The organism is Streptomyces bikiniensis (assembly GCF_000716625.1).
GTDB lineage: Bacteria > Actinomycetota > Actinomycetes > Streptomycetales > Streptomycetaceae > Streptomyces > Streptomyces bikiniensis.
On sequence record NZ_JNXJ01000008.1, the window covers coordinates 70656 to 88344 of the forward strand.

22 protein-coding genes and 1 pseudogene are annotated in these 17689 nt (G+C 73.2%); 10 read left to right on the top strand and 13 right to left on the bottom strand.

Annotated elements, in window-relative coordinates:
• Nucleotides 1–912 (top strand): NAD(P)-dependent oxidoreductase, encoded by a 912-nt coding sequence (locus OO47_RS07770; RefSeq protein WP_030208654.1) that lies wholly within the window; start codon nucleotides 1–3, stop codon nucleotides 910–912.
• A 105-nt stretch (nucleotides 913–1017) separates the two neighbouring features.
• On the opposite strand, the gene OO47_RS07775 is transcribed toward OO47_RS07770, so the two are convergent.
• A complete protein-coding gene (locus OO47_RS07775; RefSeq protein WP_030208657.1) occupies nucleotides 1018–1773 on the bottom strand; it encodes an SIS domain-containing protein in 756 nt (251 codons plus the stop codon).
• A gap of 163 nt (nucleotides 1774–1936) precedes the next feature.
• Between OO47_RS07775 and OO47_RS07780 the strand changes: the two genes are divergently transcribed.
• Complete coding sequence (locus OO47_RS07780; RefSeq protein ID WP_030208665.1) at nucleotides 1937–2626, top strand: metal-dependent transcriptional regulator; 690 nt, start codon at nucleotides 1937–1939, stop codon at nucleotides 2624–2626.
• An 80-nt stretch (nucleotides 2627–2706) separates the two neighbouring features.
• On the opposite strand, the gene OO47_RS07785 is transcribed toward OO47_RS07780, so the two are convergent.
• Nucleotides 2707–3471, bottom strand: a complete 765-nt coding sequence (locus OO47_RS07785) for a DUF3592 domain-containing protein (protein WP_030208667.1) — start codon at nucleotides 3469–3471, stop codon at nucleotides 2707–2709.
• A 464-nt stretch (nucleotides 3472–3935) separates the two neighbouring features.
• Here OO47_RS07785 and OO47_RS07790 point away from each other — a divergent pair, with 464 nt between their 5' ends.
• Nucleotides 3936–4946, top strand: a complete 1011-nt coding sequence (locus OO47_RS07790; RefSeq protein WP_030208677.1) for an alpha/beta fold hydrolase — start codon at nucleotides 3936–3938, stop codon at nucleotides 4944–4946.
• A gap of 28 nt (nucleotides 4947–4974) precedes the next feature.
• Here the strand turns inward: OO47_RS07790 and OO47_RS07795 are convergent, their stop codons facing one another.
• The 3 genes from OO47_RS07795 to OO47_RS07800 all read right to left on the bottom strand — a co-directional run bounded on the left by OO47_RS07795 (nucleotide 4975) and on the right by OO47_RS07800 (nucleotide 6130).
• On the bottom strand, nucleotides 4975–5247 hold the full coding sequence (locus tag OO47_RS07795) for a hypothetical protein (RefSeq protein ID WP_030208680.1): 273 nt from the start codon (nucleotides 5245–5247) through the stop codon (nucleotides 4975–4977).
• Nucleotides 5248–5343: 96 nt separating this feature from the next.
• Entirely contained in the window at nucleotides 5344–5547 is a 204-nt protein-coding gene (locus OO47_RS34770; RefSeq protein ID WP_078489525.1) for a hypothetical protein, read from the bottom strand.
• Between the two features lie 142 nt (nucleotides 5548–5689).
• The gene (locus OO47_RS07800; RefSeq protein ID WP_030208683.1) at nucleotides 5690–6130 is read right to left on the bottom strand and encodes a MarR family winged helix-turn-helix transcriptional regulator; all 441 of its coding nucleotides are present in this window, start codon (nucleotides 6128–6130) and stop codon (nucleotides 5690–5692) included.
• A gap of 67 nt (nucleotides 6131–6197) precedes the next feature.
• Between OO47_RS07800 and OO47_RS07805 the strand changes: the two genes are divergently transcribed.
• On the top strand, nucleotides 6198–6572 hold the full coding sequence (locus OO47_RS07805; RefSeq protein WP_030208686.1) for a cupin domain-containing protein: 375 nt from the start codon (nucleotides 6198–6200) through the stop codon (nucleotides 6570–6572).
• A 75-nt stretch (nucleotides 6573–6647) separates the two neighbouring features.
• Here the strand turns inward: OO47_RS07805 and OO47_RS07810 are convergent, their stop codons facing one another.
• Nucleotides 6648–7535, bottom strand: a complete 888-nt coding sequence (locus tag OO47_RS07810; RefSeq protein ID WP_030208689.1) for an alpha/beta hydrolase — start codon at nucleotides 7533–7535, stop codon at nucleotides 6648–6650.
• Nucleotides 7536–7680: 145 nt separating this feature from the next.
• On the opposite strand from OO47_RS07810, the gene OO47_RS07815 reads away from it, so the two are divergent.
• A complete protein-coding gene (locus tag OO47_RS07815; RefSeq protein ID WP_030208692.1) occupies nucleotides 7681–8544 on the top strand; it encodes a helix-turn-helix domain-containing protein in 864 nt (287 codons plus the stop codon).
• A 68-nt stretch (nucleotides 8545–8612) separates the two neighbouring features.
• Here the strand turns inward: OO47_RS07815 and OO47_RS07820 are convergent, their stop codons facing one another.
• Nucleotides 8613–9050 (bottom strand): DUF1707 SHOCT-like domain-containing protein, encoded by a 438-nt coding sequence (locus OO47_RS07820; RefSeq protein WP_234323102.1) that lies wholly within the window; start codon nucleotides 9048–9050, stop codon nucleotides 8613–8615.
• Between the two features lie 84 nt (nucleotides 9051–9134).
• Here OO47_RS07820 and OO47_RS07825 point away from each other — a divergent pair, with 84 nt between their 5' ends.
• Nucleotides 9135–9731: a TetR/AcrR family transcriptional regulator gene (locus OO47_RS07825; protein WP_030208694.1), complete on the top strand. Its 597-nt coding sequence runs from the start codon at nucleotides 9135–9137 to the stop codon at nucleotides 9729–9731.
• A gap of 223 nt (nucleotides 9732–9954) precedes the next feature.
• Here OO47_RS07825 and OO47_RS07830 read toward each other — a convergent pair whose 3' ends face one another.
• Nucleotides 9955–10188 (bottom strand): DUF397 domain-containing protein, encoded by a 234-nt coding sequence (locus tag OO47_RS07830; RefSeq protein ID WP_030208696.1) that lies wholly within the window; start codon nucleotides 10186–10188, stop codon nucleotides 9955–9957.
• Nucleotides 10185–11003, bottom strand: a complete 819-nt coding sequence (locus tag OO47_RS07835) for a helix-turn-helix domain-containing protein (protein WP_030208698.1) — start codon at nucleotides 11001–11003, stop codon at nucleotides 10185–10187. Before OO47_RS07835 ends, OO47_RS07830 begins: the two co-directional genes overlap by 4 nt.
• Before the next feature lie 81 nt (nucleotides 11004–11084).
• Between OO47_RS07835 and OO47_RS07840 the strand changes: the two genes are divergently transcribed.
• Complete coding sequence (locus OO47_RS07840; RefSeq protein ID WP_030208699.1) at nucleotides 11085–11495, top strand: hypothetical protein; 411 nt, start codon at nucleotides 11085–11087, stop codon at nucleotides 11493–11495.
• A gap of 42 nt (nucleotides 11496–11537) precedes the next feature.
• A pseudogene (locus OO47_RS38725) lies at nucleotides 11538–11801 on the top strand (zinc-binding dehydrogenase); the annotation flags it as partial.
• Nucleotides 11802–12024: 223 nt separating this feature from the next.
• Here OO47_RS38725 and OO47_RS07845 read toward each other — a convergent pair.
• Nucleotides 12025–12438, bottom strand: coding sequence for a cytidine/deoxycytidylate deaminase family protein (locus OO47_RS07845; protein WP_030208701.1), 414 nt, complete (start codon nucleotides 12436–12438; stop codon nucleotides 12025–12027).
• 255 nt (nucleotides 12439–12693) lie between these two features.
• Here OO47_RS07845 and OO47_RS07850 point away from each other — a divergent pair, with 255 nt between their 5' ends.
• Both OO47_RS07850 and OO47_RS07855 read left to right on the top strand, forming a co-directional pair.
• Entirely contained in the window at nucleotides 12694–13254 is a 561-nt protein-coding gene (locus OO47_RS07850; RefSeq protein ID WP_030208705.1) for a hypothetical protein, read from the top strand.
• A gap of 158 nt (nucleotides 13255–13412) precedes the next feature.
• Nucleotides 13413–14222, top strand: a complete 810-nt coding sequence (locus OO47_RS07855) for a DUF6585 family protein (RefSeq protein ID WP_033208400.1) — start codon at nucleotides 13413–13415, stop codon at nucleotides 14220–14222.
• A gap of 71 nt (nucleotides 14223–14293) precedes the next feature.
• Here OO47_RS07855 and OO47_RS07860 read toward each other — a convergent pair whose 3' ends face one another.
• From OO47_RS07860 to OO47_RS07870, 3 genes are all read right to left on the bottom strand, one after another.
• Nucleotides 14294–15943 (bottom strand): hypothetical protein, encoded by a 1650-nt coding sequence (locus tag OO47_RS07860; protein ID WP_030208706.1) that lies wholly within the window; start codon nucleotides 15941–15943, stop codon nucleotides 14294–14296.
• Nucleotides 15943–16827: an ABC transporter ATP-binding protein gene (locus OO47_RS07865; RefSeq protein WP_030208708.1), complete on the bottom strand. Its 885-nt coding sequence runs from the start codon at nucleotides 16825–16827 to the stop codon at nucleotides 15943–15945. Before OO47_RS07865 ends, OO47_RS07860 begins: the two co-directional genes overlap by 1 nt.
• Nucleotides 16828–16960: 133 nt before the next feature.
• Nucleotides 16961–17629, bottom strand: a complete 669-nt coding sequence (locus OO47_RS07870) for a bifunctional DNA primase/polymerase (protein WP_078489526.1) — start codon at nucleotides 17627–17629, stop codon at nucleotides 16961–16963.
• Between the last annotated feature and the right edge of the window lie 60 nt (nucleotides 17630–17689).

The window sequence follows — 17689 nt, forward strand, 5'->3', positions numbered from 1 at the left end:
ATGCCTTCTTCCCCGCAGCCGAACCCCGATCGGCGCCCCGCCCCCCTCTCCGTCACCGTCCTCGGCCTCGGGCCGATGGGCCGGGCCCTGGCCGGCGCGTTCCTGGCCGCCGGAGTGCGGACCACCGTCTGGAACAGGACCCCCGGCCGGGAGGGCGACCTGGTCGAGCGGGGCGCGGTCCTCGCCGCGAGCGCCGAGGAGGCGGTCGCCACGAGCGGTCTGACGGTGGTCTGCCTGGTCAACTACGACGCCACCGACTCCGTGCTGCGCCGCCCGGAGGTCACGGCCGCGCTCAAGGGCCGGACGGTGGCGAACCTGAGCGCCGACACCCCGGAGCGGGCGCGCGACACCGGCCGCTGGGCGGAGGAGCACGGCATCGGGTACCTGGACGGCGCCATCATGACCCCGACCCCGAGCATCGGCACGCCCGGGGGCGTGTTCCTCCACAGCGGCCCCGAACCGCTCTACGCAGAGCACCGGCCGGTGCTCGACGCGCTGGGCGGCTCCCACTCGCACCTGGGCGAGGACGTCGGGCGGGCCGCCGCGTACGACCTCGCGCTGCTCGACCTCTTCTGGACGGCGATGTCGGGGTACGTCCACGCCCTCGCGCTCGCCCGCGCGGAGGGGGTGACGGCCCGGGAGCTCGCGCCGTTCGCGCAGGGCATCGGGGCGATCCTGCCGCCGCTGTTCCAGGAGTGGGCGGAGGACGTGGACACCCGTACGTACTCGGGCGAGGGCAACCCGGTCACCTCGGGCCTGTCGACCATGGAGCACGTCGTGCACGCCGCCGAGGGCCACGGGCTCGACGCGAGCGTCATGCGCGCCACGGCCGCCCTGGCCCGCCGCGCCGTGGACCGGGGCCACGGCGCGGACGGCTTCACCCGCGTGACGGAGCTCCTGGACCTGCGCTGAGGGGCGCGGCGGGCCGGTCGCGGCGCGCCGGGCGGATCGCGGCGCGCCGGGCGGGGCCGTCGGCGCCGGGCGGGCGGATCGCGGCGCGCCGGGCGGGCGGGGCCGTCAGCGCCGGTAGAAGATCCGGTCCCCGTACTCCGTCATCACGCGCCCGTTCCACTCGTGCCCGCCGTCCACGTTCCCCGAGCGCAGCAGCGGCGGCTCGATGCCGCGCCGGACGAGCTCCTCGGCGGCGGCGGCCATCATGGCCTGCATGAGGGCGCTGGTGACGACGGTGGACGCGGGCGCGAAGGGGGCCTCGATGCCCTCGTGGGTCAGCTCGGCGTCCCCGACGGCGATCCGGGAGTCGAGGACGACGTCGCAGTGGTCCTTGAGGTACGTCCCCGAGACGTGCCGGGACTTCGTCTCCGTCGCGTACGCCACCGAGGTGACCCCGATGACGGTGAGGCCGAGCGCGCGGGCGTTCATGGCCATCTCGACGGGCAGGGCGTTGCGCCCGGAGAGGGAGATGACGATCAGGACGTCCCCGGCCCTGGCGGGGGAGGAGTCGAGGACCGCGCCCGCGAGGCCGTCGACCCGCTCCAGGGCGGAGCCGAGCGTGGCCGGCATGACGTCGACGCCGACGACGCCGGGGACGGCGAGCAGGTTCATGAGGGCCAGGCCGCCGGCCCGGTAGACGACGTCCTGCGCGGCGAGGGAGGAGTGGCCCGCGCCGAACGCGAAGAGCCGGTTGCCGTTCGCGACGGCCTCGGCGATGGCCTCTCCGGCGGCGGCGATCTCGGCGGAGTCACCGTCGCGCACCTCCTGGAGCAGGCCGATCGCGGCGTCGAAGAACTGTCCGGCCAGCTTGCTCTCGCCCATCGCGGCGGCTCCTTCTCGTCGTGGTCGCCGATCACGGTGCGGTCTGGACCATTGCTCTGTCAATACCGCCTCCGGGGCCCCCTCACCCCGGCGAGGCCCGGTTGTCCGCCCGATGCGTCAGAATTGGTGCCAGGGCCAGCGCACGACTCATCGAGGGGCACGTATGTCCGGACTGATCGACACCACGGAGATGTATCTCCGCACCATCCTCGAACTTGAGGAGGAAGGCGTGGTCCCCATGCGCGCCCGGATCGCCGAGCGGCTCGACCAGAGCGGGCCGACGGTGAGCCAGACGGTGGCCCGGATGGAGCGCGACGGCCTGGTGGCCGTGGCGAGCGACCGCCATCTGGAGCTCACCGACGAGGGGCGCCGCCTCGCCACCCGCGTGATGCGCAAGCACCGCCTCGCGGAGTGTCTGCTGGTCGACGTGATCGGCCTGGAGTGGGAGCAGGTCCACGCCGAGGCGTGCCGCTGGGAGCACGTCATGAGCGAGGCCGTGGAGCGGCGGGTCCTGGAGCTGCTGCGGCACCCGACGGAGTCGCCGTACGGGAACCCGATCCCGGGCCTGGAGGAGCTGGGCGAGAAGGCGGAGGCCGAGGCCTTCCTGGACGACTCGATGGTCTCCCTGGCGGACCTGGACGCGAGCGGCGGCAAGACGGTGGTCGTGCGCCGGATCGGCGAGCCGATCCAGACGGACGCCCAGCTGATGTACACCCTGCGGCGCGCGGGCGTGCAGCCCGGCTCCGTGGTCTCCGTCTCGGAGTCCGCGGGCGGCGTCCTGGTGGGCAGCAGCGGCGAGGCCGCCGAGCTGGACCCGGAGGTCGCGGCGCACGTCTTCGTCGCGAAGCGCTGAGGTTCCGTCGTACGGAGGTGAGGGGCGTCCGCCGGTCGGGCGCCCCTCACCGCTGCCCGGCCCCGGTCACCACCCGGCGCTCAGAGGTACGGGGCGAGGACGCCCCACAGGCCGAGCGCGAGCAGGGCGAGCGCGCCGAGCATGCCGAAGCCGTTCTTCAGGACCACGACGACGAGCGGGGCCCGGGGCGCGTGGCGGCTCGGATGCCGCGGGTCGTAGACGACGTGGATGTGCTGCGTCGGGCGGTTGCGCGCCTCCTGGGAGTACTCGTTGCCGTGGGTGTCGGTGAACTGGTAGTAGTCCGACTTCTTTCCGTTCGGGAAGTACTTCGCGGTGGCGACGACGGTGACGCCGCGCCGGGCGAGCACCACCCGGTCGGCGATGGTGGCGGCGGCTCCGAGCACGCTGCCGAGACCGATGAGCGTCCCGAGCGCCGCGAAGAAGGAGATGAAGGCCGTGTTGCCGCCGTGGGCGACGGCGGTCCACCAGACGTAGGCGACGTAGAGGCCGGCGAAGGCCGCGCCTCCGGCGAACAGCCACCACGTCCGCACCCCGTGCTCGTCCTCGACGGTGACGAGGGCGCTGCCGGCCGGGTCGCGTTCCTCGGGCAGGGCGGCGGTGAGGGCGTCGTGGAACAGGGTGGTGGCGGTCGCGTTGCCGCCGTGGATCCAGTGGTCCGCCCCGTCGGTCAGGGTGACCCTGAGCGTGGTGTCGTTCTCCCGGTGGACCTCCCGGACGACGGCGAGGGGGATTTCCTTGCGCCGGCTGACCGTCGTGACGACGAGCCGGTCGGGTTCGAGGACCGCGGATTCGTCCGCCTTGGCGAGTACCTGATGTGAGAGCACGGTCCGTGGACCGACGAACGGACGATCGGGTTGTACGGAAGCGGGGCACGGATCCGTACCGGTGCGGGCGCTCCCGGGCAACGGGCCGCCGTGCGACCCGGTTTACGTCGGAATGGCCCCGCCCGCCCCTCCGGCGTGCCACGCTGGTACGAGCCCGGGCGTGGAGGGGGTGGGGCCGTGAGGGCCGTGAACGACGCCACTGACGACAGAGGGCCCCGGCGCCCTAGGGCGCCGGGGCCTGTCCTCCCCGGTCACGACCTGGAGCCCCGAGCTCTCAAGGTCGTTCCCCTCGGACCGTTTTTCCCCGAGCGGTCCGCCTCCCGCTCAAGATCTCCCCTCGGTCACGGGCGTCAATCCTTGAGGCCTGTCACTCGAACGAGGGGTGTTGGGTGGCAGAAGAGCATTTTCGAATGCGAGTTCGATACTCTGGCGAGGTCCGACGGAAAAGAGGGGGTGCCGGAGACATGGCGCGACGACTCGACGTCACCGGGGCCGACGGCGTCCGGCTGACGGCCTGGGACCACACGCCCGGGCCCACGGGCGACGGCACCACGGGCTGGGACGCCCCCGGCCGGAGCGTCACCGCTCAAGCGCCCGGGGGCGGCGGCACCGTCGCCCTCCCCGGCATCCTCCCGCAGCCCGGCCCCGCCCGGGGCGCCGTCCCTCGCCCGGCCGGCCGCCCCGCGCCGGAGGTCCACCGGGCCCCCGCCCCCGGCGTGTTGCTGCTCCACGGGCTGATGGGCCACGCCGGTCACTGGGCCCGGGCCGCGAGCCGCCTCACCGGCGGGCACCGGCTGGTCGCCCTCGACCAGCGCGGCCACGGCAGCAGCGAGAAGCCCGCCGCGGGACCCTTCACGCGCGAGGCGTACGTGGCGGACGCGGCCGCCGTGGTCGAGCAGCTCGGCCTCGGCCCCGTGACCCTGATCGGCCACTCCATGGGCGCCCTGACGGCCTGGCAGCTCGCCGCCGAGCGCCCGGACCTGGTCCGCGCCCTCGTCATCTGCGACATGCGGGCCTCCGCGCTCGGCGCGGCCTCGCAGCGCGCCTGGCAGGACTGGTTCCGGACCTGGCCGACGCCCTTCCCGTCCCTGGAGGCCGTGCACCGCTGGTTCGGCGCCGAGGACCCCTGGGTGGAGACCCCGAACCCGGCCAGGGGCGCCTTCTTCGCCGAGGTGATGACCGAGCACGCGGACGGCTGGCGCCCGGTGTTCGACCCGGAGCAGATGCTGACCTCCCGCGAGACCTGGGTCCACGACGCCCACTGGGACTCGCTCGCCCAGGTCCGCTGCCCGACCCTCGTCCTCCGGGGCCTGGACGGCGAACTGGGCCGCGCGGAGGCCCAGGAGATGGTCCGGGTCCTCCCCCACGGGGAGTACGCGGAGATCCCCGACGCCGGCCACCTCCTCCACTACGAACACCCGACCGCCTGGCACGAGGCCGTGGAGCCCTTCCTGAACGGCGTGCTGACCCCGTAGGGCCCGGCAGAAGACGGGATCGGCGGGCTCAGTGCGCGCGGGCCGGCCGCTTCCGCGCCTCCGCCCTCACGTCCCCGAACCGCTCGTCCTCGTCGGCCGCCGACCGGGCGACCGACTCGGGGGTGAGTTCGCACCCGAAGGCGCGGGGAAACGGACGGTCCTCGAAGCAGGAGTTCACCAGCGGGTCGTGATCCTCCTCCTCGTGGTGGTCGAGGAAGTCCTCCGAGTTCCACCACCTCCTGCCGTCGCACCGGAAGACACCGCCGGCCAGGTGGAGGGTCGCGCCGCTCTCCTCGCCCACGACGGTCGAGCGCGGTTCGCCGTTCGGGCGTGAAGCCGGACGCCGTCCGCCATGGCGCGAGCCCAGGGCCCGTTTCAGAAGTGGTCTTCCGAGGTGTCAGTGGGCGTTGCGCTCGGCGGCGGCGTGCCACCAGCGGGGTGGCGACGGGTTCGTGGCCCTGGCGGTCGGCTGGTCGGGATGCAGCCCGAGCCGTCGTAGTGCGTCGGGGTGGACCCGGACGGTGAACCAGCCTTTCCAGTGGCCGTCAGGGCCGAGGCCGCAGGACAGGTCCCAACGGACTTCGTCCGGAGCGAACGGCATCCAGTCGACGCCCCGGTCACGCAGTCAAGCGCGGACGGCGGCCATCGGGTGGAGGCGGCCGAGGTTCTCGTAGGCCGCGACGGTGATCCAGTCGGTGCTCGTGGTGTCCATGGCGATCATGATGCCGCCCGGTCCGCCCGGTTCACCAGGCGGGCCGGATCGGCCCCGGTGGGGTGAGTCGGGCGAGGTCCGTGACGAGGGCGCCGAAGCGCTCCTCGCCCAGTGCCTCCCGCCAGGGTGCGACGGCCTCCCGGGCCGCCCGGTCGGCGGCCCGCGTGGCGGCGAGCCCGGAGCCGGTCAGGGCCAGGAGCTTGGCGCGGGCGTCGCGGGGGTGCGGGCGCCGCTCCACGTACCCCTTGCGGACCAGTTCCTCGACGAGCTGGGCGGCGGCCTGCTTGGTCACCCCCAGGTGCGCGGCCAGGTCGGCGGTGGTGGCGTCGCCCCGGGAGATCCGGGCGAAGGCGAAGCCGTGCGCGGGCCGCAGGTCCTCGAACCCCTCCCGGGCCACGCGGGTGTGGATCTCCTGCACCAGGTGGCCGGAGAGGGCCAGCACGAGCGAGGAGAAGGCCAGGGCGTCGTCCATGCCCTTGACTATAACTCGACAAGTTGCTTGTCTTTATGGACAAGCCGCTTGTCCAAAGGAGCTCACCATGCCCTTCATCCGCGCCGACGACGCCGTCGTGCACGAGATCCACGGCGTCCGCTTCGTCTCCTACGTCCGTACGGACACGGGCGGCCGGGACCTGGCCGCCTGGCGCGGCGAGGTCCCCGCCGGCACGTCCGGCCCGGCCCATGTGATCAGCCGCGAGGAGGCGTTCTACGTCCTGTCCGGCCGCCTGTGCCTCACCGTCGACGGCGAGAGCGCCGAACTCGCCGCCGGTGACGCGGCGGTGGCCCCGGCGGGCTCCCGCCTGGCGGTCGCCAACACGACCGACCGCCCCGCCCACATGTGGGTCACCACCCGTACCGGCCTCACCGCCGAACTCCCCGACGGCACCACCCTCGCGCCGCCCTGGGCCCGCTAGGCCGTGTATCGAAAGTGGATCCGAGTTGTGAATGATCAAGGTTCATGGGTCTCTTGCCCGCACGGGCTCGCCGAATCAGGCGAGGTGCTTGCCGAAGAACTCGATCAGCCTGGCGACGGCAGGGGTCACGTACTCGTCGCGGTCGTACAGGTCGACGTGGGTGGCGCCGTCGACGAGGAACAGTTCGGCGTTGCCGGGGCTGTCGGCGACGGCCTTCTCGGAGAACCCGCGGGTCACCGCCTCGGTTCCGGCGATCATGAGCAGCGGGCGGGGGGCGATCTTGGCGACGTCGGCGAAGGAGTCGAACTGGTCGAGGAGGTCGGCGCTGCGCACGACCATGTCGCCCGTGGAACGAGGGTGATGGCCGCGGGGCGTCTTGTAGTAGTCGACGAATTCGGCCGTCGGGGCGGGGGTGTCGGCATCAGCCTTCTCCGGCAGCACGGCGAACGTCGCCGCGGGCTCGCCGGCGGCCTCGGCGCTGCGGAGGTTCCCGGAGCTGGCCACCATCTGCTGCCAGCCCTCGGGGTCGGCGCCGCGGAAGAAGCTGGGGACGTCGGTCCCGGACACGCCGGCCACCGCCTTCATGCGGTGGTCGGTCTGGGCGGCGTAGGGCACGTAGGCTCCGGAGCCGCACACACCCATCACACCGATGCGCTCGGGGTCGATCTCGGGGCGGGTGGTGAGGTAGGAGACCGCCGCACGGAAGTCCTCGGCACGCTGGAAGGGGTCCTCCAGGCCCCGGGGCATGCCCTCGGACTCGCCCTGGAAGGCGGCGTCGAAGGTCAAAACGGCGAATCCCTCCTTGACCAGGCGCGTCGCGTACGCCGCCGGCGCCTGCTCCTTGACTCCGGTCGTGGGATGGCCGACGACGATGGCGGCGAGCGGACCGTCGACGCCGTCGGGGAGGTAGAGGTGGCCGGCGAGCTGCAGGCCGTTGGTCGGGAAGCGGACATCAGTCCTCATGTGCTGCTCCTGCGGGATCGTGTGGCCGGCGATCTGCGGGCCTGTATCCACTCTCCGGCCGGCAACCCGGCGCAGGAAGGTCGCGTCGCTTCCTAGGAAGGATCCTTCCCAGGCAGAGCCTTCTCCCCGGTGCCATGCTGAAGGAATGACTGGTTCCGCCCATCTTCGCGAGCTCGGCGAGTTCCTCAAGCACCGCCGTGGCGAACTCACACCCGCACAGGTGGGGCTCCCCGAGCGCGCGCACACCCAGCGCCGCGTGCGAGGACTGCGCCGCGAGGAGGTGGCCGAGCTCGCCGCGATCAGCACCGACTACTACGTACGCATCGAACAGGGCCGACTGGCACCGTCACCGCCGGTGCTCGACTCCCTCGCGCGGGAGCTGCGACTGGACGCCGACCAGAGGACGTACGTGGAAGGTCTGGTCGCCCAGGCCGCGCGGGCCGGACACCGCAAGACACCGCGCCGGTCCGTCCGCCCCGAAGCGCACCCGCACCTGATCCGGCTGCTCGCCCAGCTCACCGGCACACCCGCCATCGTCTTCGGCCCGCGCCTCGACATCCTCGCGTGGAACCCGCTGGCGGCGGAGCTGCTGTGCGACTTCGCGGCCGTGTCCGAGCCCGAGCGCAACTACGTCCGCATGGTCTTCACCGACCCGGTGATGCGCGACATCTACCCGGATTGGGAGGACGTGGCCCGCACCTGTGTCGAGGTCCTGCGGATGGAGGCCGGAACGAACCCGGCCGACCCGGCCCTCACCGCCCTCGTGGGCGAACTGGCAGTCGCCGACCAGCACTTCCGGGCCTGGTGGGCCGAGCACCGCGTCGCACACCAGGACTTCGGCAGCAAACGCATCGCGCACTCCACCGTCGGCGAACTCACCCTCGACTGGGACACCTTCCGCTACGCCGGCGCCCCGGAGCAGCAGCTCGTGCTCTGGTCGGCCGATCCCGACACTCCGGACGCGGAACGACTGGCCGCTTTGGCTCGCGGCACGGCTCAGAGGCCGTGACCTTCCTGAGCATCAATGCAACTGAAACGTCGAGCAGCAGTCGACCATCGCCGCTTACGAAACAGACCCTAGGACCCGTCGCCGTCCTCCCCGTCGCGCGGCCAGACGGCGAGGGCGATCAGCACGGCCGCCCACACCGCCAGCGGCGTGACCGGCCAGTAGGAGGTCAGCTCCCCCCTCCGCGCGCAGTCCGCGCCCCAGATGCCGGACATGATCACCGCCCCGCCCAGCCAGTAGCGCCACTCGGCCAGCCACTCCCGGAGGTCCTTGCGGTCCCGCTCCGCGCGGGACGGCGCGGGCACGGGCAAGTCGTACGTCAGCGCGGCGAGTTCACCGGCCGTGCGCGCCTCCAGGGCGCGCCCCGCGCGTATCCCGTGCTCGTGCGGGTCGAGTCGCCCCTCGGCCAGCGCCGCCGCCAGCACGCCGAGCGTCCGGTCGCGTTCGCGGTCCGACACCCGTACGGCGGGTGCGGAAGGTACGGCGGGGGGTTCGCGTCGGTCGTCCACCAGTCGTCTCCTTCGGGTTCCGTGCGCCACCTCACCTGACGGCAGGTTAGAATACGACTGTATCTCAAAGAGGGAGTGCCGCCGATGCCCAGGACCGTCGACAGGGACGAGCAGCGCCGCCGGGTCGGTACGGCCCTGCTCCGGCTGGTCGCCGAGCGCGGCCTCGACGAGGTCAGCGTGCGCACCGTGGCGGCCGCGGCGGGCTGTTCCTCCGGCGCCGTCCAGAAGTACTTCCGCACCAAGGAGGAGATGCTCGCCTTCGCCGCCGAGCTGGCCGGCGAGCGCGTCGAGCGCCGGATGGCCGGCGTGGACACCGCGCTCCCGCCGCGCCGGGCCCTGCGCGACCTGGTCCTGACCACGCTCCCCGTGGACGCCGAGCGGCGCGCCGAGGCCGTCGCGCAGCTCGCCTTCGCCGTCCACGCGGCCCACCACCCCCGCCTCGCCGAGATCCGGCGGCGGATCGACCGGGACATCCGCCACGCCCTGGCCGCCTGGCTGGAGTCCACCGGGTACGCGACCGGCGCGGTGCCCGTCGCCGACGCCGTCATCGCCCTCTCCGACGGCCTGGCCCTGCGCATGCTGTACAGCCCCGGGGAACAGGCCCGGTTGCTCGCGGCCCTGGACCGGGCCCTGGACGACCTGATCCCGGACCCGGGAACGGACCGGCCGCCCCGCGCTTGACCTCACGTTCGGTCGAGCTTCTGCGTGCACGGTCATCGGCGACCACTGGCGCGAGGAGGCGGCCCCGTGGCCACGCCCACCATCCCCGAGAACTGCCGCACCGCCGTCTTGTCCACGACGTGGACGCGCTCATCCGCCGGGCCCGGGAGCACGGCGCCGAGCGGTGAACCGCCCGACATGACGGAGGGCCCCGCCCGGAAACGGGCGGGGCCCCCGTACGCCGTCACACGCCCGAGACGAACGCGGCCCAGGCGGCCGGGGAGACCTCGAAGGAGGGGAGACCGGTGTCCTTGGAGTCACGTACGTGGACGGTGTGCGCGCAGGTGGCGACCTCGACGCAGTCGCCGCCCTGGCCGCCGCTGTACGAGGACTTCACCCAGGTGACGGCGACCTCGACGCAGGCGCCGCCTTGCTCGCTGCTGTAGGAGGACTTGATCCAGTGGAGATCGGTGCTCATAGCTCTCGTGCCGCCTGTTCGATGCGTCGTACGGATTCCTCCGGAGGGAAGGCCTGCGCCCGCAGAGTGCTGTAGCGGGCGAAGACGTCTCCCACGTCCGGCTGCTCGCTCAGAAAGTACCTTCCGCCCTGCCCTTCGACATAGACGAGTTGTTCTCGGCGTCCTTCGGTCTCCAGGAGGGTGAAGGGGCCGTTCAGTCCTGCGTGGGTCTCCCGGTCTTCCGGCATCAGCTGGATCTCGACGTTGGGCAACTCGGCCATGTCGAGGATGTGCAGCAGGTTCTTGCGGAGCACGTCCTTGCCGCCGAGTGGCTTGGTGAGGGCGGCCTTCTCCAGCACGAAGGTGATCAGCGGTGAAGGCTTGCGGAAGAACACCTGCTGCCGTTCCAGCCGCGCCGTGACGCCTGCCTCTATTTCGTCGCTCTCCAGCGGCGGGCGCTCCGAAGCGAACACGGCCCGCGAGTAGTCCTCGTTCTGGAGCAGGCCGGGGATCAGGTGGTTGTCGTACTTGTGGATGCCCGCCGCCCTGGCCTCCTCCCACAAGTAGTCCTCGAACCACGCCGCGACACCGCTGGCCGTCACCTCCTCCGCCACCGCCAGAAGTGCACCCTGTGCACCCGTCAGTTCGTCCGCGATGCCGACGAAGTTCCCCTTCGCCCGGCGCTCCCCGCGCTCGATCATCGCCACCTGGGACTTGGAATAACCGGTCTTCAGGCCCAGCGCCTCCTGCGAGACGCGCGCGCGTTCGCGATGGAAGCGCAGGAGTACGCCGAAGGCCTTCGAGGCTCCCGGAGCCTTCTTCTTCTCGTTGTTCACACCCGACCTCCCGAGTGCACAGTCCGGCACAACCGGACTGTGTCGCTGGTCACAGGAGACCACGACCGGGAAGCTGGCCGCATGAATCTGCGCAAGCCCCTTGACAGCGCGCCCACTTGGGTTCCCGCAACCGGACACGCCCTCCGTCACGCGGGCGTGCACTTCGACGCCGTACGGATCGGGGGATTCCTCGGGGAGGACGTGGCGTACCGCCTGATGGCGTTCACGGACTTCCAGGCGGGCCCGATCGTCCGGGAGGCGACGGGGGAGCGGAACCTGTACTTCCTGCTGCCGCCCCGCACCGCCGCCGAGTACGCGTGGCCGGCGCCGGTGCGGGCGCTGAGCGGGAACGGCAGGAGCGAGGCGTACGTGGGGATCCCGGCGCTGCACGGGACGACGTGGCCGCTGGACTGGAGGTCGCGCCCGACACCCGAAGATCCCTTCGTGGAGCCGAAGTTGCTGCACCAGCTCGTGAAGTCCGCCGTACGGTGAGCCCGTCGCCGCGCCCCGCGTGAAGGGCGGCCGGGCCGCAGACGGCTCGCCCACGGCGGTTCGCTGACCCTGATCCGGCCCAGCCTCGGGGACTTCATCGCCGATCGGTCCGAACTGCTCCGACGGGCCGCCGACGTGTTCGAGTGGGTGCGCTCCAAGGCGCTCGAAGTCACCGTGACGGGCCGCTACGCGTTGTCCGAGGCCGCCCGGGCCCACGGCGATCTGGAGGCCCGGCGCACCACCGGCAAGCTGCTCCTCGTACCCGGTGCGGCCGCTGTCGGACGCCACGAGGAGACGCGGAGCTGATCGCGGGTGACGAGGCCGGGGATCTCGGAGACCGGGACGTCGAGGGCGTGGCCGACCGTCATCACCGAGATCCCCGACCGAGGTCCCCGACCGGGATCCTGACCAGGATCCCCGGCGACGTCGGGCGCTTCGAGATCCCTCGGCCGAGACCCGGCCCACCCGTCCACGACCTCCCGGGACAGAACACCCGGGGCGTGTCCGGCGGGCCGGGATCGGCCAGCATCTAGCCGGCGTCGAGCTGGTGGTCCGCCCAGACGTAGGCCTCGGGCAGCAGGTCGGCGACGGGAACGGTCCGGAGGCGGTCGCCCCGGCCGACGACGACCCCGAGGGACGGGAAGTAGTCGAGGAGGGCCTGGCGGCACCGGCCGCACGGCGGGACGACCCCCCGGTCGCGGTCGCCCACGGCGACGATCGTCTCCAGCTCGTAGGCGCCCTGGGCGGCCGCCGTGCCGATGAGGACCAGCTCGGCGCAGGGGCCGCCGGTGAAGTGGTAGGCGTTCACGGCGGTGACGATCCGGCCGTCGGCGGCGCGGGCCGCGGCCGCCACGGTGTGGTTGTCGCCCCGGCAGCGCGTGCGGGCGACGTGCTCCGCCGCCCGGACGAGTTCGTGGTCGACGGGGCGGGGCTGCGCGGTCATCTTCTCTTCCTCCGTGGGGTGCGGGCCGACGCGACGTTGCCGGGTGCGGCGGGGGCCCGCAAGCGAGTATCGGCGGGTCGGCCCCCCTCGGCCCCCTCGCCCCGCCCTCGGACCCCCTTCGACCCCCCTCGGCCCCCCTCGCCCCCCTCGGACTCCTCGGACTCCTCTCGGACCCCGATCGCCCGTCGCTACGGATCGGTCACGTCTTCCCCGTACCGTACGGAACCCGCGCGACCGGCCCGCAGGATGAGGGACATGACCCGACGTCCCTCCTCCCGCACCGCCGCGGGCACGCTGCTGTTCGCCGTCCTCGCCTCCGTCCTCGTCGCCGGCTGCGCCGAGCCCTCCGAGGACCCGCGCGCGAACGCCTCCGGCACCCCCGGCGGCGGCATGCGGTACTGCCCGGGCCCCGGGGAGCCGCCGATCGACCCCTCGGTGCCGTGCATCTCGCAGGACCCCGCCCGGAAGTACGCCGAGAACCACGCCTACCGGAAGGAGATGGAGATCGGCGAGGAGGAGCGAGCCGGGGCCCGGACCAAGGCGGACGCGCTCGCCGAGGCCCTGAAGGGCCTGGCGGGGAAGCCGGTCGGGGAGGTCGAGGTCCGCGCGGCGGCCGCCGCCGCCCTCGGCCTCGAACCGGCCGACGTCGAGTACCGCGCGGGCACACCCGGCAAGGTCCTCAAGGACGTCGTCGTCGGCGGCGGCCGCGGCAAGGTCTGCGTCAACGGGAACGTCGACTCCCGGGGCAACGCCACCGCCGAGGTCGCCGGCCGCACGATGGACGGCACCTGCCTGCCGGGCCTGGGCGGCCACTGAACCTCCCCGCACCGCAAGACCGATGGTTCAAGGGCCTTGCAGCGCGATTTCATCGCCGGGCTGTGGGATGGAGGCGAGCGGTACCCGCGTGCGGCGTCCGGTACCCACCGCACCGCACCGCACCGCCGCGGCGACGAAGGGGTCCAGGGGAGGACGACATGACCGAATCAGGCACGGCGCCGGGGCTCGGCGCGCTGCGGGCCACCTACGGGGCCAGGCGCCCGCCGTGGACCGGGTACGTGGTGGGCGGCGTCCTCCTCTTCGGCGGCGGCACGCCCCTGCTGGTCGCGCTGCTCGTCGCAGGGACGGGACCGCTGCCGGTGCTGGCCTTCGCGATCGGCTACGCGGGATACACGTGGATGCTGGTCGACCGGGTCAAGCTGGCCCGGCGCGGCAAGGGCGCGCGGCTCGACCTCCACGAGCGCGGCGCGGTGGTGACCCTCGGCGGGGGGAGCGTCCACACCTTCGACTGGGACACCGTCCGGGTCCACCAGGACGTGCTCCACTCGCGGAAGAACGGCGTCACCGTCTCCAGCCACGTCTACACGCTGATCGGCACGGACGGCGTGGCCTGCACCATCGGGGACAGCGGCAGGATCGGGTCCTCCCGCTACGCGGGCATCGTCACCCGTGTGAAGGGGGCGGAGTTCACCGAGCCCGAGCAGTGGGGCCCGGCCGTCGTGCGGGCGGTGGCCGACGCCCAGCTCGGCCGCGTCCTGGAGGAGGTGGCGCACGGGCAGAGGCTCGAATTCAACACGATCGCCCTCGGCCTGCACGGGGTGGAGCACAAGGGGCGGTCCCTCCCGTGGGGGCGCGTGGCCGAACTGCGGGTGGTGAACGGCCGCTTCCACGTCAAGGAGGACGGGCGGCGGCTCCTCGCGATGGACGTCCCGGTGTCCGCGATCCCGAACTTGCCGGTCTTCCACACCGTGGCCAAGAGGCTCCACGAGGCGACGCGAAGGCAGTGAGACGACGCCCGTGAGGCCCGGGGCGGGTCCGGTCGGGGCGGGATCACCCCGCCCCGACCGGACCCGGACCGTCACCCCTTGCTCACCGCCGCCAGGATCTCCGGCAGCCGGTTCGCCGTGCGCGGGGCCGCCAGCCGGAGGCCCGCCCACACCAGGAGCGCGCCGTAGAGGGTCCCGGCCGGGAAGAGGAGCCAGAGGAGGGAGTGGTGGTCGGCGACGCGGAAGTAGATCACCGCGCCGATCAGCGGGGCGCACAGCAGCGCCGCCACCAGCATGCCGCCGAAGATCGAGATCCAGGCCAGGCCCGCCTGCCCCGGGACCACGTTCTTGTACCCGCTGTCCTGCGGGATCGAGTACGGGAAGAGGGCCGAGGCCACCGCGCCCGTCCCCAGCATCGCGCCGAGCAGCCCGAACGCCAGGCCGAGCCCCTCCGGGAGGCGCCCCCAGTCGCCCAGGACGGCGCACGTCAGGGCCGTCACGAGGACCGTGAACGGCAGCGTGACGGCGAGCAGCGCGTACGCCCGCGCCCGCAGCTCGGCGTACGCGTCGGCCGGGGTCGAGAGGGTCTGCGCGACCATCCAGAACGCCGACGTGTCCTGCCCGAACTGGTTGTACATCAGCATGCCGAGCATGCCGGAGGCGAAACACGCCCAGTAGATCGAGCCCGCGCCCTGGAGCGCGTTGAACAGCGGCACGATCAGGCCGATGGCGAGCGAGGTCACCCACGCCGCCTTCGTCTTCGGGTCCCGCCACATGTACCGCAGGCTGCGCTCCATGACCGCGCCCGTCCGCCCGTCCGGCAGGAACCGGCCGAGGAACCCCGTGCCGTCCTTCCCGCGGGCGGCCGGGTCCGGGGCCGCGCCGATCGTGGAGCCGTCCGGCTCGACCATCAGGCGCACGAGGCTCCGCCGCCACCAGTGCACGAGCCCGGCGAGCGCCGCCGCCGTGAGCAGCAGCCGGGCCGCCGCCACCGCGTACGCGCCCTCGCCCGCCGCGTCCACCGCGCCGATCGCGGCGGCGGGCGGCAGCCAGCCGACGACGGCCGCCGCCGGCTCGACCGCGTCCATCCCGCCCGGCTCGCTGAGCCGCTGGGCGGCGAAGTTCACGACCTGCATGCCGACCGCGATGACCAGACCGCTGAGCAGCGCCAGGTCCCGGCCCTTGCGGGAGGTGAGCAGCCGGATGTTGGCGGCGGCCACGGCCCGCGAGAGCGCCACGCACGTGACCGTCACCAGCGGGACGGCGAGCACGGCGACGCACGCCGCGGCGGCGCCGTGCGCCACGGACAGCGCCGCGCCGAACGCCAGGAGCAGCGTCAGCACGGGGCCGACGCCCACGAGCGAGGCCACGAGCAGCGCCCGGACCAGCGGGGCGGGGAGCAGCGGCAGCATCACGAGCCGCGACGGGTCGAGGGTCTCGTCGCCGCTCGGCACGAACAGCGGCATCACCGCCCACGCGAGCGCGACCACGCCGGTGAGGAGGATCGCGGCGGTGCCGGCGCTCTCGTGGCCCCTGAGGAGGACGAAGGCGAGGAACATCCCCGCCGCGAAGAGGACGCCGAAGACGGCGGAGACGACGTACGCGGCGGTCCGCCCGCCCGACTGGCGCAGCCCGTTGCGCAGCAGCGACAGCTTGAGCCGTACGAAGACGGAGGTGAGGGAGGGGGCGGGAGCGGAGGCGGGCGCGGAGGCGGGCGCGGGGGAGGAGGTGACGGCACTCATCACTGCGCCCCGCCGCCGGCACCCGAACCCGTACCGTTCCCGGCGGAGCCCGTACCGCCCAGCCAGTCCAGCGAATCCCCCGCCGCCGCGCGCTCGTTCGCGCCCACCAGTTCCAGGAACGCCGCCTGGAGCGAGGGCGCGTCGCCGCGGACCTCGGCCAGCGGGCCCTGGGCCCGGATCCGGCCCGCCGCCATGACGGCGACCCAGTCGCAGAGCGATTCGACCAGTTCCATGACGTGGCTGGAGAAGACGACGGTCGCGCCGGAGGCGGTGTACCGCTCCAGAACGCCCCGGATGGTCTGCGCGGAGACCGGGTCCACGCCCTCGAACGGCTCGTCGAGGAAGAGGACCTCGGGGTTGTGCAGGAGCGCCGCCGCCAGGCCGATCTTCTTCCGCATGCCGGTCGAGTAGTCCACGACCAGCTTGTGCTGCGAGTCCGTCAGGCCGAGCACGTCGAGGAGTTGCGCGGCGCGCTTGTCGACCTCGTCGCCCGGCAGGCCGCGCAACCGGCCGCTGTACGCGAGGAGTTCGCGGCCCGAAAGGCGCTCGAAGAGCCGCAGGCCCTCCGGCAGGACGCCGATGCGGGACTTGACCCGGGCGACCGACTCGGGGTCGGCCCACACGTCGTCCCCGGCGACCAGGATGCGCCCGTGGTCGGGCCGCAACAGGCCGGTGATCATGGAGAGCGTGGTGGTCTTGCCCGCTCCGTTGGGCCCGACGAGCCCGATGAACCTGCCCGCGGGCAGCACGAGATCGATCCCGTCCACCGCGATCTGCTGCCCGAAGCGCTTCCACAGCCCTTCGACCCGCACGGCGGGCGCGGCACCGTCCCCCGGTGCCGTGCCCGCCTTCTCGAACGCTCCTCCTGATGCCTGGTCAGGCATGCTCCGTCAGCCCCTCGGTCGTCCCCGTCATGACGGGCCCCACCCTACGGCGGGGCCCGTGGGGCTCATGGAACCCATGGAACCCATGGAACCCACGGGGCCACGGGGCCACGGGGCCTGCGGGGGCCCGGGGTCAGGAGGCGCGGGACGCCCTCGCGTCCGCCGCCTCGCGCCCGCACGCGTACGCGAGGGCGCTGATCAGCTCCTCCGCGTCGGGGAGCCAGCGGTTCGCCGGGGTGGGGCGGCGGGCCCACTGCACGGCGCCCCGGCCGCCGATCCGGGTCGGCGGGGCCGCCACGTAGTGCCCCTCGCCGCGCGTGACGAGGTCGAGGGAGGACGGGATCCAGCCCAGCTTGCGGACGAGCTCCGGGACCTTGGTCGCGGCGCCCGGCAGCACGAAGAAGTACATCCGGCGCTCCGGGGAGCAGGTCACCGGGCCGAGCGTCAGCTCCATCCGCTCCATGCGGGCGAGCGCGAGGAAGCCCGCCGACTCGGAGACCTCGATCGCGTCGAAGGTGCGTCCGGTCGGCAGCAGGATCGAGGACTTCGGCTGCTTCGACCACATCCGGCGGGCGCCGACCCCGCTGCCGGTCGCCTGGGTCGACCAGTCGGGCCGGGACGCGTGGGCACCCGGCAGCGCGCAGTCGTCCGCGCCGCAGGAGCAGCGCTCCCTGCCTTCGGCGGCTTCCAGCCAGGTCCCCGGGAACACGTCCCAGTGCCGCTCTTCCGCGTACCGCACGGCGCTGTCAAGCAGCTGCTCGCTCCGCTGCTCGGGGACCCGCGCGGCCTCCGTGACTCCCATGGTCTCTTCCACGGTGAGCACAACTCCCCGCACCACCCGGGGTTACGGGCGGCGCGGAGA

Coding starts and splice junctions, on each gene's coding strand:
- OO47_RS07780 (WP_030208665.1), top strand. CDS start 1,937: ATGTCCGGACTGATCGACACCACGGAGATGTATCTCCGCACCATCCTC.
- OO47_RS07850 (WP_030208705.1), top strand. CDS start 12,694: ATGACCCGACGTCCCTCCTCCCGCACCGCCGCGGGCACGCTGCTGTTC.
- OO47_RS07825 (WP_030208694.1), top strand. CDS start 9,135: ATGCCCAGGACCGTCGACAGGGACGAGCAGCGCCGCCGGGTCGGTACG.
- OO47_RS07845 (WP_030208701.1), bottom strand. CDS start 12,438: ATGACCGCGCAGCCCCGCCCCGTCGACCACGAACTCGTCCGGGCGGCG.
- OO47_RS07860 (WP_030208706.1), bottom strand. CDS start 15,943: ATGAGTGCCGTCACCTCCTCCCCCGCGCCCGCCTCCGCGCCCGCCTCC.
- OO47_RS07800 (WP_030208683.1), bottom strand. CDS start 6,130: ATGGACGACGCCCTGGCCTTCTCCTCGCTCGTGCTGGCCCTCTCCGGC.
- OO47_RS07770 (WP_030208654.1), top strand. CDS start 1: ATGCCTTCTTCCCCGCAGCCGAACCCCGATCGGCGCCCCGCCCCCCTC.
- OO47_RS07830 (WP_030208696.1), bottom strand. CDS start 10,188: ATGAGCACCGATCTCCACTGGATCAAGTCCTCCTACAGCAGCGAGCAA.
- OO47_RS07855 (WP_033208400.1), top strand. CDS start 13,413: ATGACCGAATCAGGCACGGCGCCGGGGCTCGGCGCGCTGCGGGCCACC.
- OO47_RS07870 (WP_078489526.1), bottom strand. CDS start 17,629: ATGGGAGTCACGGAGGCCGCGCGGGTCCCCGAGCAGCGGAGCGAGCAG.
- OO47_RS07865 (WP_030208708.1), bottom strand. CDS start 16,827: ATGCCTGACCAGGCATCAGGAGGAGCGTTCGAGAAGGCGGGCACGGCA.
- OO47_RS07805 (WP_030208686.1), top strand. CDS start 6,198: ATGCCCTTCATCCGCGCCGACGACGCCGTCGTGCACGAGATCCACGGC.
- OO47_RS07810 (WP_030208689.1), bottom strand. CDS start 7,535: ATGAGGACTGATGTCCGCTTCCCGACCAACGGCCTGCAGCTCGCCGGC.
- OO47_RS07815 (WP_030208692.1), top strand. CDS start 7,681: ATGACTGGTTCCGCCCATCTTCGCGAGCTCGGCGAGTTCCTCAAGCAC.
- OO47_RS34770 (WP_078489525.1), bottom strand. CDS start 5,547: ATGCCGTTCGCTCCGGACGAAGTCCGTTGGGACCTGTCCTGCGGCCTC.
- OO47_RS07775 (WP_030208657.1), bottom strand. CDS start 1,773: ATGGGCGAGAGCAAGCTGGCCGGACAGTTCTTCGACGCCGCGATCGGC.
- OO47_RS07790 (WP_030208677.1), top strand. CDS start 3,936: ATGGCGCGACGACTCGACGTCACCGGGGCCGACGGCGTCCGGCTGACG.
- OO47_RS07840 (WP_030208699.1), top strand. CDS start 11,085: ATGAATCTGCGCAAGCCCCTTGACAGCGCGCCCACTTGGGTTCCCGCA.